Below are 13,762 nucleotides of genomic sequence, written 5' to 3' on the forward strand. Positions count from 1 at the left end.
TATCCACACATGCGCCCAGAACGCTCACAGGGCGGTGACAACTTCTTCGCATGCCCGCCCGGGGATGTGGTCCGACTAGTCGACGGGACGGCCCGTCCGCTCAACTCCGCCTGTTGTCAGTGGGGTTGTACCGGTCTTGCCGGTCTCCGGTCGGGGGCCGGGAACGGAGAGGTCCGGGGCGAGGTCCGAGGCGAGGCCCGCGGAGGGGTCCGGGGCGAGGTCCGAGGCGAGGCCCGCGGAGGGGTCCGGGGCCAGGTCCGCGGCGAGGCGTTCGGCCCTGCGGACGCGGTGTTCGCCGGCCGCCGCGCACAGGTCCCGCATCGCACCGGCGAAGCGCTCCCGGGACGGCGGCTCGGCCGGACCCAGCAGGCGCAGGGCCAACGCGGCCCGCTCCTGGGCCAGTTCGTCCCGCTCCGGACGGCGCACCGCCGCCAGCAGCGCCGGCACCCCGGACGCGTCCGGCTCCAGCACGGTCGCCGCCGCCACCGTGGGGAAGGACTTGCGGAACACGTCCTCGGCCAGCGCGCTGGTGTTGGCCACCGCGTACGGCTTGCCGCTCGCCAGGAAGTCGCTGATCACGCTCGACACGTCGCTGATCAGCAGGTCGGCCCGGTTGAAGCAGGCGTACAGCGGCGGCCGGGCGTCCGTGACGACCTGGTGCTCCCACCCGGGCAGCGACGCCCAGTACGCCTCCTCCCACGCGGCCGCCGCCCGCGCTACCGTCCCCGCCCGCCCGGGCTCCGGCTCCGGCTGCCGCAGCATCCGCTCCGCCTGGTCCGCCGCCGACCGGAAACCGGCCGCGGTGAGCCGGTCCAGCTCCGCCGCCCGCCGGGCCAGGCAGGCGGCCGCCGACGCGTCGGGACGCGGACCGCCACGCTCCCGGTTCGCCGCCCGCACCAGCTCCCGGATGCGCAGATCGGCGGCCCGGGCCCGCGGGTCCACCGACCCGGTCAGCGGATGCGGCTTGTACAGCAGCCGTACGCCCGGGTCCGCGAGCAGCGCCCGCACCAGGTTCTCCCCGGCCTCGACCACCGAGGTGTTGCCGGGATTGCCGTCCCAGCCCTCCCAGGTCGGCGCGTACAGGACGGTCGTGAACGCCCCCGGCGCGGGCGGCCCCGCGTAGGGCCGTACGGCGTCCAGCTGCGGGCGGCCGATCTCCACCACGTCCTTGTCCTCGACGCCGACCTCCGCCAGCGCGTACCGCTCGCGCGCCGCGGGACCCGCCACCCACACCTCGTCGTACGCCTTCGCGTACGGGTTGCACGAGGACAGCTTGTCGCTCTCCCCGTGGTTGACGAAGGCGTGCTTGATCGTCGGGATGCGCAGGACCTGCGAGGTCTTGCCGGAGTTGGACGGGTGGAGCAGGACGCGGAGCGTCGAGTGCTCCAGGCGCATCAGCGTGGACACCTTCGGCAGGCACACCACCGGGATGTCGGTCGCCGCGATCCGCTGCACCATGTGCCGCTCCCGCAGCACGATCACCGGCCGCCCGTCCAGCCGCGCCAGCGGCTCCAGCCACATGTTCGCCTGGTACGCCGAGGACGCCCCGCCCGAGAAGTACAGGCCGACCGTCGGCCGGTACCGGGCGAGCCACGCGTCGAACCAGTCGAGCACCTCCTGCTCACCGGCGGGCCTGCGCCCCGGCAGCAGCCGCAGCAGCAGCACGCCCAGGCCGGTCAGTGCCGCGCCCAGCGACAGCGTGAGCCCGGCCACCCCGTACACCGGCGCGTCGGTCGCCGCCGTCGCCAGCAGCCCGGTCGTCGCGGGCAGCCCGAGGACCGCCAGCCGGGGTCCCGGGCGGCGCAGCAGCACCGGGGGTGCCGGGGTCAGCCGCAGCGCGGAGGCGTCGATGTTCCGGGTCACCACGGGCAGCGTCCGGGTGCGCCGGACCAGGACGGACACCGCCTGGATCGACCAGTGCAGGGCGTAGAGGACGAGCAGCCCGGCGACGAGCGGCGCGTAGACGCCCTCCCGGTGCTGTTCGCCGAGCCGCAGCAGACCCACCACCAGCAGCAGGTCGCGCAGCACGTGCCGGACCGTGACATCGGCGTGCGACTTGGCGAACAGCGACACCATGCCCCGCTGCCACCGGTGCAGCACCCCCTCGGCGGCCAGTGAACCGGCGCTCGCCGCGAGCAGCAGCGGCATGTGCGGCAGCAGGGCGCCCACGGCCTGTGCGGCGAAGGCGGCCGCCAGCACGGCCGGGACCAGCAGCTTCACGGCGATCCGCCGCCCGGGCAGGCGGGCCGGACGGGGGCGACGGGGAAGACGGGAAGGACGGGGACGACGGGCCAGACGGGGACGACGGGAAAGGCGGGGACGGCGGGAAGGACGGCGGCGGGGCAGGGATAGGGGCACTGCGGTAGCTCCAGGCTCGTCGCGCATCGGACAACCGGGTTAACGCGGGGTGACCGCCCGACGACACGCGCGTGTTGCCCCGGCCTCCGGGCGCGGCGCGGAAACGGGCGGTGACCGGGTCCGGACCGGCGCGGACCGTGCCGGGGATCCGGCGAGGTCCGTGGCCGTTGTCCGCGGGGTGAACTCCGGTGCGGTGTGCGGTCCCCTTCGCGTAGATTGCCTGGCGGGCGCAGGGATCGGCGCGTGTCGACGGGAGAGGCGGACGGGGCCGTGACAGGGGCAAGGCAGGCCGTGGGCGAGGCCCGCAGGATCGTGGTCAAGGTCGGTTCCTCCTCGCTGACCACCGCCGCGGGCGGTCTGGACGCCGACCGGGTCGACGCGCTCGTCGACGTGCTGGCCAAGGTGCGCGGCGCCGACAAGGAGGTCGTCCTCGTCTCCTCCGGCGCCATCGCCGCCGGGCTCGCCCCCCTCGGCCTGCACCGCCGCCCCCGGGACCTGGCCCGCCAGCAGGCCGCCGCCAGCGTCGGCCAGGGACTGCTGGTCGCCCGCTACACCGCCTCCTTCGCCCGCTACGGCGTCCGCGTCGGCCAGGTGCTGCTGACCAGCGACGACATGAGCCGCCGCGCCCACCACCGCAACGCCTCCCGCACCCTGGACAAGCTGCTCGCGATGGGTGCCTTCCCGATCGTCAACGAGAACGACACCGTCGCCACCGACGAGATCCGCTTCGGCGACAACGACCGCCTCGCCGCCCTCGTCGCCCACCTGGTCCGCGCCGACCTGCTGGTGCTGCTGTCCGACGTGGACGGTGTGTACGACGGCGACCCGAGCAGGCCCGGCACCTCCCGGCTGGCCGAGGTGCGGGACATGGCCGACCTCGCGGGCGTCGACATCGGCAGCGCGGGCAAGGCCGGGGTCGGCACCGGCGGCATGGTCACCAAGGTCGAGGCGGCCCGGATCGCCGCCGCCGCCGGCATCCCCGTGGTGCTGACCAGCGCCGTCCACGCGGCCGACGCCCTGGCCGGCGGCGACACCGGCACGTACTTCCACGCCACCGGCAGGCGCTCCGCCGACCGGCTGCTGTGGCTCCAGCACGCCTCCGCCCCGCAGGGCGCGCTGGTCCTCGACGACGGGGCGGTGCGCGCGGTCGTCGAGGGCCGCAAGTCGCTGCTGCCGGCCGGGATCGCGGGCGTCGAGGGCGACTTCGCCGCGGGCGACCCGGTGGAGCTGCGGGACGGCGCGGGCCGAGCGGTGGCCCGCGGGCTGGTCAACTTCGACGCCAAGGAGATGCCCCGGCTGGTCGGCCGCTCCACCCGGGAACTGGCGCGCGAACTCGGACCCGCGTACGAACGAGAGGTCGTACACAGGGACGATCTGGTGATCCTGCACCCGTAATGGGTCGAAACGTCCCCGAATCGGTGGTGGACGTTCCGCAAAACCGCCCCGCGATCTCGCGCGGCCTGCTCAACTTTCCTCAGGGACAAGTCCGGCCGACCACCGGGCCGAGCCGTGTGCGTGAAGGAGGCCGTCGTGAGCGGAGTACGCCCTGGGACGGCGGCGCCCCGCGGTGGTACCGCCGCCCGCGGTGGTGCGGGCGCCCGCGGCGGCACGGGTGCCCGCCCCGGCGGCGCCCGGGGCGCGAACCGGGCGGGCGGCGAGGAGCGCGCCCTGACCAGCGTCGCCGCCGGCGACCGGTTCCACGGCGAGGAGCCCGAGCACACCCCGCGCCTGTGGCACGTCACGCTCAGCGTCTCCGGCGCCCGCGCCCCGCTCACCGAGGTGCGCCGGGCGCTCGAACAACTCGCGCACGACCACCCCTTCCTGCTGACCAGCCGGTACGCCGACGACCACGCGGAGATCCGGTACTGGGAGGAGGCCCGCGACCTGCACGACGCCGCCGCCGTCGCCCTGCGCCTGTGGGGCGAGCACCGGCAGACCGCCGGGCTGCCGCCCTGGGAGATCGTCGGCCTGGAGGTCATCGACCGGGCCACCTACCACCAGCGCATCGCCGCGGGGTACGGACCGGCACCCGCGACGCCGGTCGGCGTTCACCCGTTTTGACCCCACTCCCGGCGTATCTCGCGGGATGGGACGGCAGGTGGCCGCCCGGAGCGCGCGCACTACGCTTCCCTCCATGACCACGCTCTCGCCGTACGACTCGATGTCACCCGTCACCCGGGCCGCCTACCGGGCCAAGTCCGCCGCGGCCGACCTCGCGCCGCTGCCGCGGGCGGCCAAGGACGACGCGCTGCTCGCCGTCGCGGACGCGCTGGAGGTCCGTACGAGCGAGATCGTCGAGGCCAACGCCCAGGACGTGGCCAAGGCCCGCGCCGCCGGGACCAGCGAGGCCATCGTCGACCGGCTCACCCTGACCCCGGAGCGGGTCCGCGCCATCGCCTCCGACGTGCGCGACGTGGTCGCGCTGCCCGACCCGGTCGGCGAGGTCGTGCGCGGCTCCACCCTCCCCAACGGCATCGACCTGCGCCAGGTCAGGGTGCCGCTCGGCGTGGTCGGCATCATCTACGAGGGCCGGCCCAACGTCACGGTCGACGCCGCCGCCCTGTGCCTGAAGTCCGGCAACGCGGTGCTGCTGCGCGGCTCCTCCTCCGCCTACCAGTCCAACACCGCCCTGGTCCGGGTGGTCCGCGACGCGGTGGGCGGGGCCGGGCTGCCCGCCGACGCCGTGCAGCTGGTGCCCGGCGAGAGCCGGGAGAGCGTGCGCGAGCTGATGCGGGCCCGCGGCCTGGTCGACGTGCTCATCCCGCGCGGCGGCGCCTCCCTGATCAGCACCGTCGTCCAGGAGTCCACCGTCCCCGTCATCGAGACCGGCACCGGCAACTGCCACGTCTACGTCGACGCGCACGCCGACCTCGACATGGCCGTCGACATCCTGATCAACTCCAAGGCCCAGCGCGTCAGCGTCTGCAACGCCGCCGAGACCCTCCTGGTGCACCAGGACATCGCCGCCGAGTTCCTGCCCCGCGCGCTGGCCGCACTCGCCGAGGCCGGGGTCACCGTGCACGCCGACGAGCGGGTGATGGCGCACGCCAAGGACTCCGGCGCGAACGTCGTCGAGGCGACCCCCGAGGACTGGGAGACCGAGTACCTGTCGTACGACATCGCGGCCGCCGTGGTGGACTCCCTGGACCGGGCCGTCGAGCACATCCGGCTGTGGACCTCCGGCCACACCGAGGCCATCGTGACCACCTCGCAGCAGGCCGCCCGGCGCTTCACCCAGCTGGTCGACTCCACCACCGTCGCGGTGAACACCTCCACCCGCTTCACCGACGGCGGCCAGTTCGGCTTCGGCGCCGAGATCGGCATCTCCACGCAGAAGCTGCACGCCCGGGGCCCCATGGGGCTGCCGGAGCTGACCAGCACGAAGTACATCGTCACCGGCGACGGGCACGTGCGGCGCTGACGGCGGGTGCCGCCGCGGGCGCCCCCGGGGGAGGGCCGTGGCCGCACCGATCGGGGCATCTCACCCACCGGATGAATTTCCCCGCCGTCTGCCCAAAACGACCTCCCAGGTCTACTCTGGAGCCGTGCCGGAGGACGTGGGGGGCACGCCGTTCCCGGACGGCAGGGAGCCCGACGACGACCACGACCGCGGGGTGTCGGACGAAGAGTTCGCCTCCGTGGTCTTCGACGAGGCCTTCGTACGGGCGGCCGCGGTGCACGAGCCGACCGCCGTCGAGCGCCTCCTGGCCGCCGCGCAGGCCAGAGCCGAGGCCACCGAGGCGGAAGCGGCCCGCCGGGGCCGCAGCAGAGCCGATCGCTACGACGACGGGTACGGCGATTTCGGCCATGATCCCGACCTCGACGACCCGGACGACGACCGCGACCTCCTCGACCGCCCCTACGGCGCTCCCGCGGCCTACGGCAAGCAGGTCCGCTGGCACCGCCCCGTCGCCTGGCTGCTCGCCCTCGCGATGGGCATCGGCATGGTCGCACTGGCCTTCGTGGCCGTCTACCGGGGCGCGTCCTCGGGCGGCGGGACACAGCAGGTGCCGCCCCCCGCCTCCACCGGGCCGGAGCAGGGCGGCACCGTGACCCCCTCGGCCTCCGCCGACTACTCCCAGCCGGCCGTTCCGGTGATCCCGCGCAGCCCCTGACCTGCCCCAGGAGCGGCGCCAAGCTGTCCCAACTTGACCTGTGGCAGCGCGTTTACGCGTCCGTCCGCTGACCCACTCTGAAGGTATGGCAGGGCTTGGCGGTCCGCCCGGAGGAACGCCCGAGGGCGGTCCCGGAGGCGGCGAGGACGAGTACCGATCCGTCGTCTTCGACGAGTCGTTCGTGCGCGCTGCCCGGCTCCAGGAGTTCTCCGCCCAGGAGCGCATCACCGACCACGCGCCCGCCGTGCGCCGCCGCCCGCCCCTGCGCCGGGCCGGACTGTCCCGGCAGGCCCTGATCCTGGTCCTGCTGATAGCCGTGGCCTTCGGCACCGCCATCTACATGGGCGTACGGCACCCCTACCAGAGCCCCGCCGGGCAGCGGGCCGCCGAGCCGGTGCGGATGACCGTCGTCCCGCTCGCCCCGCGGGAGAGGGTGCCCGGCGCCGACGACGCCGCGTTCCTGTACGCGCACAGCCCCGCCGCGCACTTCAGGACCGCGGCCCAGGGCATCCCGCTGCCGGGGGCCCGGCGTACGGCGCACTTCTCCGAGGACCAGGTGTTCAACGCGCTCACCACCGCCAAGAACTACATCGTCCGCTCGGCGCTCGACCCGGAGGTGCTCGGCGGCGAGGAGGTGCGCTCGGTGCGGGTGCTGCTGGACCCGGACCAGCTTCACCAGTTCGACGAGAGCTTCGAGAAACCCGCCCTGGACGGCCGGCACGCCCCCACGGGGTGGCTGGTCCGCTTCGACCCGGCCCGGGCCGAGCTGGCCGACCCCGAGATCCGGGTGCACGGGAGCCTGCGGGTCGCGGAGAGCGACGCGTCCACCCTGGAGGTCACCGCCGACCACACCATGGTGTACGCGCTGCGACCGGCCGACGACACCCGGGGCGAGGTGTCGCTGTTCACCCTCCGGCGCGAGCTGCACTTCCGCTTCGACCGCGACGACCTGCGGCTGCACCAGACCCGGCTCGTCGCCTCCTACGTCCAGGCCGGGCCGCTCTCCTGCGCCGAGGACGCGGCGAACCACCTCCGCCCGCTGCTGGCCGGCCAGGAGGCCGGGGCCGGTGTCCCCGCCGGCACCGACCCGTACACCTCGGACAACGCCACGGCGCTGTGCGGCAGCCTCGCGGAGAACGCCCGGCCGAAGGTGTGAGCGCGGGACGCGGTCAGGCGCCGTCGCGCGGCGAGCCGTCCCGGGGGGACTCCGGACCGTCGCCGCCGGGCCCTTCGGACCCCTCGGGTCCCTTGGATCCCTCGGGTCCCTCGGATCCTCCCGGCCCCTGCGCCGGCCCGCCGTCGTCCTTGGGCGGCCTCGGCTGGGAGCCCGTGAAGCCGCCGAAGCCCCGCCGCATCCGGTCACCGAGGTCACCGGCGCCGCCCGCGATGTCGTTGACCAGCTTCATCAGCGGGTCCTTGGAGCTGCGCACATGCGTGGCGTAGTGGGACGCGGACTCCCGGAAGGAGTCCCGCACCGAGGTGTCCTTGTCCTCGTCGCGGCGCGGGTAGTGGCCGTCCATGATCCGCTGGTAGTCCCGGGAGGCCGCCCACTTCTTCAGCTCGGCGGCCCGCACGGTGGTGAAGGGGTGCGAGCGGGGCAGCACGTTCAGGATCTTCAGCACCGAGTCGCGCAGGTCGCCGCCCGCCTCGTACTCCTCGGCCTGCTCCAGGAACGCGTCCACGTTCATCTCGTGCAGGTGGTTGCCGCCCGCGATCTTCATCAGGCCCCGCATGGAGGCCTGGAGGTCCTGGCCGACCAGCAGTCCCGCGCGGTCGGCGGACAGCTCCGACTTGCGGAACCACTCGCGCAGCGCGGTCACGATCGCCATGATCGCCACGTTGCCCAGCGGGATCCAGGCGACCCGGACGGCGAGGGAGGTCAGGAAGAGCAGGATCGTCCGGTAGACCGCGTGCCCGGACAGGGCGTGCCCGACCTCGTGCCCGACGACCGCCCGCATCTCCTCCTCGTCGAGCAGCTCGACCAGGCCCGTGGTGACGACGATGATCGGCTCGTCCAGGCCGATGCACATCGCGTTCGGCACCGGGTCCTGGTTGACGTACATCGGCGGGACCTTCTCCAGGTCCAGGATGTAGCAGGCGTCGCGCAGCATGACGTTCAGATGGGCGAACTGCCGGTCCGAGACGCGCACCGAGTCGGACAGGAACAGCAGCCTGAGGCTCCGCTCGGGCAGCAGACCGCTCAGCGCCTTGAAGACCGTGTCGAAGCCGCTCAGCTTGCGCAGCGCCACCAGGGCACTGCGGTCGGCCGGGTGCTCGTACGCCCGTGAGGAGATTCCGGGGAAGCGCCTGCGCTGCCTGCTCGGCACGTTCTCGTGCCCGTTGTGGTGGCCGTCGGACATCTCTTCCCCCATGCGCGTATGTGTGACCTGGACGTACGTATGGTTTTTGCGAACCCTTGTGCGGCCCTTTGCGCCCCCGGAGCCGGGCCCAGCCTAGGCGGAGATACCGTGGACGGGCAGTACGTCGAAGGAGTCCACGCCATGCAGCACATCCCGCACCCCGACTGGCTCGCCGGGGCCGCGACCGCCGCCGAGCAGCAGGGGCCGGGGAATCTGCTCCGGATCGTCCTGATCGTCATGGTGGCGGGCTGTGTGCTGACCGGGTGGTTCCTGCTGCGGGGGTACAAGCAGAAGGACGACTGAGGCGACCCGAAGGTTCCCCGGTCGCCCCGGTCCTCGCACGCCCGCATACGATGAGCGGACGTCTTGTCCCGCCCACACCGGATAGGTCCTGCCGAAGATGAGCCTTCCCCTCAGCGCCGCCCAGTTCGTCACCCTCGCCGCCGAGGGCGGCGAGGAGCACGGCGGCAACCACGCGAGCCTCAGCCCCTACGTCACCGGCATCGGCGCGTTCGTCATCCTGCTGCTTCTGCTGTGGATCACCACCCGGTTCAACCGCGACCGCTGAGCCCGCGGCTCCGTGGGCGCGGCCGGGTCACTCCGGGCGGGCCGGTAGGGTCTGCTCGCATGGGAGAGCACGACACGCCTACCGGCCCGGCGCACGCGCCGGCGCGCGGCACGCAGAACGCGGTGCCCGCCCGCGCCACCGGCCCGGTCCAGGGCCCGGTGAACGGTCCGGCCGACGGCCCGTCGGCCGGCAAGCGACGCCTGGGCGTCATGGGCGGCACCTTCGACCCGATCCACCACGGCCACCTCGTGGCCGCCAGCGAGGTCGCCGCGCAGTTCCAGCTCGACGAGGTGGTGTTCGTGCCGACCGGGCAGCCGTGGCAGAAGAGCCACCGCGCGGTCTCCGCGGCCGAGGACCGCTATCTGATGACGGTCGTCGCGACCGTCGAGAACCCGCAGTTCTCCGTCAGCCGCATCGACATCGACCGCGGCGGCCCCACCTACACCGTCGACACCCTGCGCGACCTGCGCGCCCTCAACCCGGACGCGGACCTGTTCTTCATCACCGGGGCCGACGCCCTCGCCCAGATCCTCACCTGGCGCGACAGCGAGGAACTGTTCTCCCTCGCCCACTTCATCGGCGTCACCCGGCCCGGCCACACCCTCACGGACGCCGGACTCCCCAAGGGCGGCGTCTCGCTCGTCGAGGTCCCCGCCCTCGCCATCTCCTCCACGGACTGCCGTGCGAGAGTCGCCAAGGGCGATCCCGTCTGGTACCTGGTGCCCGACGGAGTCGTGCGCTATATCGACAAACGCCACCTGTACCGCGGCGAGTGAGCCGAGAGGGGCACCGGTGAACGACGGATACGACGCGGGACACGGCGACGACCAGTACGAACTCGTCGGCTACGACGAGTACGGCCGCCCCGTGTACCGCCAGGCCCAGCAGGGTCAGGGGCAGGCCCAGGGCCACGGCCGGCCCGGCCACCAGCAGCAGTACGACCCGTACGCGCAGCAGCAGGGGCAGCAGGGGCAGCCCTACGGACAGCCGGGGCAGAACCACGGACAGCAGGGGCAGCCGTACGGGCAGCCTGGGCAGCAGTACGGCCAGCAGCAGTACGGCCAGCAGCAGTACGGGCGGCAGGGCTACGGCTACGACCCGTACGCCACCGGCAGCCGGCCGCCCGTCCAGCAGCCCTACGACCCCTACGGCAACCAGGGCGGCTACGACACCGGTCAGCAGCCCGCGCAGCCGCCGTACGACCCGTACGGCCGGGCCGCGACCAGTGGCCCGCAGCCCCGGGTCGCCGAGCAGACCGCCCACATCCCGCAGCAGGCGGGCCCGCCCGAGGAGCGGGAGCGCACGGACCCCGCCGAGGCGGCCGAACCCGGCGGGGACTACCGCACCGAGCAGTTCGCCTTCGTCGAGGAGCCGGCCGGCGACTCCGAGGACGTCATCGACTGGATGAAGTTCACGGAGAACCGCACCGAGCGCCGCGAGGAGGCCCGCAGGCGCGCCCGCTCGCGCATCGTCGCCCTGGTCGTCGTCCTGGCGCTGGTCGCCGTCGGCGGCGTCGGCTACCTCTGGTACGCGGGGAAGCTGCCCGGCCTGTCCTCCTCCGACGACAAGACCGGCGGCACCACGACGGCCGGCGCCCAGAAGCGCGACGTGATCGCCGTCCACCTGCACGACACCAAGGGCGGCGGCACCTCCACCGCGCTGCTGGTGAACAACACCACCACCAAGCAGGGCACCGCCGTGCTGGTGCCCAACGCGCTCGCCCTGACCGGCGACGACGGCAGTACCACCACGCTCGCCAAGTCCGTCGACGACGAGGGCCCCGACGCCACCCGCACCGCCCTCGACTCCGCCCTCGGCACCGACATCGAGGGCACCTGGCGGCTCGACACGCCCTACCTCCAGATCCTCGTCGACCTGGTCGGCAACATCGACGTCGACACCGACGCCGACGTCCCCGACCCGGAGTCCAAGGACAAGGGCGCCGCCCCCCTCGTGCACAAGGGCGAGGGCCAGACCCTCAGCGGCAAGATGGCCGTCGCCTACGCCACCTACAGCGCCAAGGGCGAGGAGGCGAACGCCCAGCTCCAGCGGTTCGGGCAGGTCATGCAGGGCGTCCTGCGCAAGCTGTCCTCCGACCCGCAGGGCGCGACGACCACCGTCCAGACCCTCGGGCTGATCCTCGACCCGCCGCTGACCGAGAAGGACCTCGGCACCTTCCTCGCCGGGCTCTCCGACCGCGCCAAGGGCGGCGACTTCAAGACCGCGCTGCTGCCCGTCCAGGACGGCGGCGGACTCAGCGCCGAGGCCAGTGACAGCGTGGTCAAGGACGTCCTCGGCGGCACCGCCAAGAGCCCCGACAAGGATGCCGCCGTCAGCGTCTCCGTCCGCAACGCCACCGGCGTCGAGGACCGCACCGGCAAGGCCCGCGTCGTCCTCCTCAACGGCGGCTTCACCTTCGTGTCGGGCGGCACCGCCTCCGGCACCGAGGCCACCTCGGAGGTCGTCTACGCCGAGGCCGCCGACAAGGAGAACGCCGTCCAGGTCGCCAAGACCCTGGGCCTGCCCACCGACGCCGTCTCCCAGGGGAAGGTCTCCGCGAACGCGCGGGTCTCGGTGGTGCTCGGGCAGGACTACAAGCCGGCGTCGTAGGGGCCAAAGGGGCGGACGGTTTTTTCGCGTGGGCCCGTGTCGGCGGTCGTGAGACCCTTGAGGTCAACCGACCGCCGACCCGAAAGCCAGGCAGTGACCGCGACCGACCGCTCCATCGAACTCATCAACGCCGCCGCCCAGGCGGCGGCCGACAAGCTCGCGCACGACATCATCGCCTACGACGTCAGCGACGTGCTGTCGATCACGGACGCCTTCCTGCTGGCCTCCGCGCCCAACGACCGCCAGGTCAAGTCGATCGTCGACGAGATCGAGGAGCGGCTGAACAAGGAGCTGGGCGCCAAGCCGGTGCGCCGCGAGGGCGACCGCGAGGCCCGCTGGGTCCTGCTCGACTACGTCGACATCGTCGTCCACGTCCAGCACAGCGAGGAGCGCGTCTTCTACGCCCTGGAGCGGCTGTGGAAGGACTGCCCCGAGCTGGAGCTGCCCGCCGACGCCAAGGAGACCCGCGGCAAGGCGGAGGAGCACGCGAAGCTCCAGGCCGCCGAGGAGGCGACGCGCACCGACGAGGACTGGCGATGAGCGCCACCGGTGAGGTGACGGCGGGCAGGCCGGGCCGCGGCCGCCGCGTCATCCTGTGGCGGCACGGCCAGACCGCGTGGAACGTGGAGCGCCGCTTCCAGGGCAGCACGGACGTCGCACTGACCGAGACCGGCGTGCGGCAGGCCCGCCGTGCGGCCGGGCTGCTCCTGCACCTGAGGCCCGACGCGATCGTCGCCTCCGACCTCGCGCGCGCCTCGGACACGGCCGCCGAGCTGTCCGTGCTCACCGGCCTGGAGGTGACCCTGGAGGAGGGCCTGCGGGAGACCTACGCGGGGGTCTGGCAGGGCCTGACCCACGACGAGATCATCGCCCGGCACGGCGACGAGTACGCGGCCTGGAAGCGCGGCGAGCCCGTGCGCCGCGGCGGCGGCGAGCTGGAGACCGAGGTCGCCGACCGCGCCGCCCCCGTGGTGCTCCGGCACGCCGAGAAGCTCCCCGAGGACGGCACCCTCGTCGTGGTCAGCCACGGCGGCACGATCCGCACCACCATCGGCCGCCTGCTCGGCCTGGAACCGCACAGCTGGGAGAGCCTCGGCGGCCTGACCAACTGCTGCTGGTCCGTGCTGGGCGAGGGCGCCCGCGGCTGGCGCCTGCTGGAGCACAACGCCGGCACGCTGCCCGAACCGGTGATCGGCGACGACGTCTGAACGGCGATTTCACTTTCCGGCAGGTCGCAGGCTAAAGTTCTTCTTGTTCGCCCCGCCGAGCGGAGCGGACGAGGAGCAGGACCATGCGGCCCGGGTCGCGTGGCACCAGGGGCTATAGCTCAGTTGGTAGAGCGCCTGCATGGCATGCAGGAGGTCAGGAGTTCAATTCTCCTTAGCTCCACAACCCACGGACGAATCCCGTCCCCTTCGGGGGGCGGGATTTTTCGTCTCCGCCCGCTTGAGCAACATGCGTCCCACAGGCGTATACGTCGGTGGGACTCCGTGTCCGGACCGGTACTGATGCGTCGCTGACCGGGCCGGTCCGGCCGTGGCAGAATCAAACGGCCGGAAGGGGACCGCGGCCCGACGGGAGGGAGTGGCGATGCCTGGGAGCATCCTCGAGGAGGTCGGTCACCTCCTCGGCGGAGCGATGGCAAGGAACACGGTCACCCGCCTCAGCTGTCCTTCCTGCGGTTCCGGGCATGTGGCCCAAGTCCTCGGCGACAACGGCGGAATCTCTTACGTGTGCACGGCCTGCGGCCA

13 protein-coding genes and 1 tRNA gene are annotated in these 13,762 nt (G+C 73.2%); 12 read left to right on the top strand and 2 right to left on the bottom strand.

All coding sequences use genetic code 11. The annotated features are described in order from the left end of the window. Positions 1-75: 75 nt before the first annotated feature. Positions 76-2,385 carry a hypothetical protein gene (locus ACH4D3_RS07875; protein WP_398317761.1) on the bottom strand — a complete coding sequence of 770 codons (2,310 nt, stop codon included), beginning with the start codon at positions 2,383-2,385 and terminating at the stop codon, positions 76-78. 264 nt (positions 2,386-2,649) lie between these two features. On the opposite strand from ACH4D3_RS07875, the gene proB reads away from it, so the two are divergent. The 5 genes from proB to ACH4D3_RS07900 all read left to right on the top strand — a co-directional run bounded on the left by proB (position 2,650) and on the right by ACH4D3_RS07900 (position 7,629). Continuing rightward, on the top strand, positions 2,650-3,753 hold the full coding sequence (proB, locus tag ACH4D3_RS07880) for a glutamate 5-kinase (RefSeq protein WP_398318926.1): 1,104 nt from the start codon (positions 2,650-2,652) through the stop codon (positions 3,751-3,753). Positions 3,754-3,888: 135 nt separating this feature from the next. Continuing rightward, positions 3,889-4,419 (top strand): hypothetical protein, encoded by a 531-nt coding sequence (locus ACH4D3_RS07885; protein ID WP_398317764.1) that lies wholly within the window; start codon positions 3,889-3,891, stop codon positions 4,417-4,419. A 73-nt stretch (positions 4,420-4,492) separates the two neighbouring features. After that, positions 4,493-5,779, top strand: a complete 1,287-nt coding sequence (locus tag ACH4D3_RS07890) for a glutamate-5-semialdehyde dehydrogenase (protein WP_398317767.1) — start codon at positions 4,493-4,495, stop codon at positions 5,777-5,779. A 124-nt stretch (positions 5,780-5,903) separates the two neighbouring features. Continuing rightward, complete coding sequence (locus ACH4D3_RS07895; RefSeq protein ID WP_398317770.1) at positions 5,904-6,473, top strand: hypothetical protein; 570 nt, start codon at positions 5,904-5,906, stop codon at positions 6,471-6,473. Positions 6,474-6,558: 85 nt separating this feature from the next. Next, positions 6,559-7,629 carry a hypothetical protein gene (locus tag ACH4D3_RS07900; RefSeq protein ID WP_398317773.1) on the top strand — a complete coding sequence of 357 codons (1,071 nt, stop codon included), beginning with the start codon at positions 6,559-6,561 and terminating at the stop codon, positions 7,627-7,629. A 13-nt stretch (positions 7,630-7,642) separates the two neighbouring features. On the opposite strand, the gene ACH4D3_RS07905 is transcribed toward ACH4D3_RS07900, so the two are convergent. Then, complete coding sequence (locus tag ACH4D3_RS07905) at positions 7,643-8,833, bottom strand: M48 family metallopeptidase (RefSeq protein WP_398318929.1); 1,191 nt, start codon at positions 8,831-8,833, stop codon at positions 7,643-7,645. A 141-nt stretch (positions 8,834-8,974) separates the two neighbouring features. Here ACH4D3_RS07905 and ACH4D3_RS07910 point away from each other — a divergent pair, with 141 nt between their 5' ends. The 7 genes from ACH4D3_RS07910 (at position 8,975) to ACH4D3_RS07940 (ending at position 13,400) form a co-directional block, all read left to right on the top strand. Next, positions 8,975-9,136, top strand: a complete 162-nt coding sequence (locus tag ACH4D3_RS07910) for a hypothetical protein (RefSeq protein ID WP_398317776.1) — start codon at positions 8,975-8,977, stop codon at positions 9,134-9,136. A gap of 97 nt (positions 9,137-9,233) precedes the next feature. After that, entirely contained in the window at positions 9,234-9,401 is a 168-nt protein-coding gene (locus ACH4D3_RS07915) for a hypothetical protein (RefSeq protein ID WP_398317778.1), read from the top strand. A 59-nt stretch (positions 9,402-9,460) separates the two neighbouring features. Continuing rightward, positions 9,461-10,177 carry a nicotinate-nucleotide adenylyltransferase gene (gene nadD, locus ACH4D3_RS07920; RefSeq protein ID WP_003976224.1) on the top strand — a complete coding sequence of 239 codons (717 nt, stop codon included), beginning with the start codon at positions 9,461-9,463 and terminating at the stop codon, positions 10,175-10,177. A 16-nt stretch (positions 10,178-10,193) separates the two neighbouring features. Then, positions 10,194-12,011 (top strand): polydiglycosylphosphate transferase PdtA, encoded by a 1,818-nt coding sequence (pdtA, locus tag ACH4D3_RS07925; protein WP_398317780.1) that lies wholly within the window; start codon positions 10,194-10,196, stop codon positions 12,009-12,011. Positions 12,012-12,104: 93 nt separating this feature from the next. Further along, positions 12,105-12,551 carry a ribosome silencing factor gene (gene rsfS / locus ACH4D3_RS07930; RefSeq protein ID WP_052838175.1) on the top strand — a complete coding sequence of 149 codons (447 nt, stop codon included), beginning with the start codon at positions 12,105-12,107 and terminating at the stop codon, positions 12,549-12,551. Further along, the gene (locus ACH4D3_RS07935) at positions 12,548-13,219 is read left to right on the top strand and encodes a histidine phosphatase family protein (protein WP_398317782.1); all 672 of its coding nucleotides are present in this window, start codon (positions 12,548-12,550) and stop codon (positions 13,217-13,219) included. The genes rsfS and ACH4D3_RS07935 overlap by 4 nt, the downstream gene beginning before the upstream one ends. Before the next feature lie 108 nt (positions 13,220-13,327). After that, a tRNA-Ala gene (locus ACH4D3_RS07940) sits at positions 13,328-13,400 on the top strand. Positions 13,401-13,762: the final 362 nt, after the last annotated feature.

It is taken from the genome of Streptomyces sp. NPDC018026 (genome assembly GCF_044327745.1).
In the GTDB taxonomy this organism is placed as follows: Bacteria; Actinomycetota; Actinomycetes; order Streptomycetales; family Streptomycetaceae; genus Streptomyces; species Streptomyces rubrogriseus.

Excerpts from the sequence above, each read along its gene's own strand:
- ACH4D3_RS07875 (WP_398317761.1), bottom strand. The coding sequence starts at position 2,385 with ATGCGCGACGAGCCTGGAGCTACCGCAGTGCCCCTATCCCTGCCCCGC.
- ACH4D3_RS07890 (WP_398317767.1), top strand. The coding sequence starts at position 4,493 with ATGACCACGCTCTCGCCGTACGACTCGATGTCACCCGTCACCCGGGCC.
- ACH4D3_RS07900 (WP_398317773.1), top strand. The coding sequence starts at position 6,559 with ATGGCAGGGCTTGGCGGTCCGCCCGGAGGAACGCCCGAGGGCGGTCCC.
- ACH4D3_RS07905 (WP_398318929.1), bottom strand. The coding sequence starts at position 8,833 with ATGTCCGACGGCCACCACAACGGGCACGAGAACGTGCCGAGCAGGCAG.
- ACH4D3_RS07910 (WP_398317776.1), top strand. The coding sequence starts at position 8,975 with ATGCAGCACATCCCGCACCCCGACTGGCTCGCCGGGGCCGCGACCGCC.
- ACH4D3_RS07915 (WP_398317778.1), top strand. The coding sequence starts at position 9,234 with ATGAGCCTTCCCCTCAGCGCCGCCCAGTTCGTCACCCTCGCCGCCGAG.
- nadD (WP_003976224.1), top strand. The coding sequence starts at position 9,461 with ATGGGAGAGCACGACACGCCTACCGGCCCGGCGCACGCGCCGGCGCGC.
- ACH4D3_RS07935 (WP_398317782.1), top strand. The coding sequence starts at position 12,548 with ATGAGCGCCACCGGTGAGGTGACGGCGGGCAGGCCGGGCCGCGGCCGC.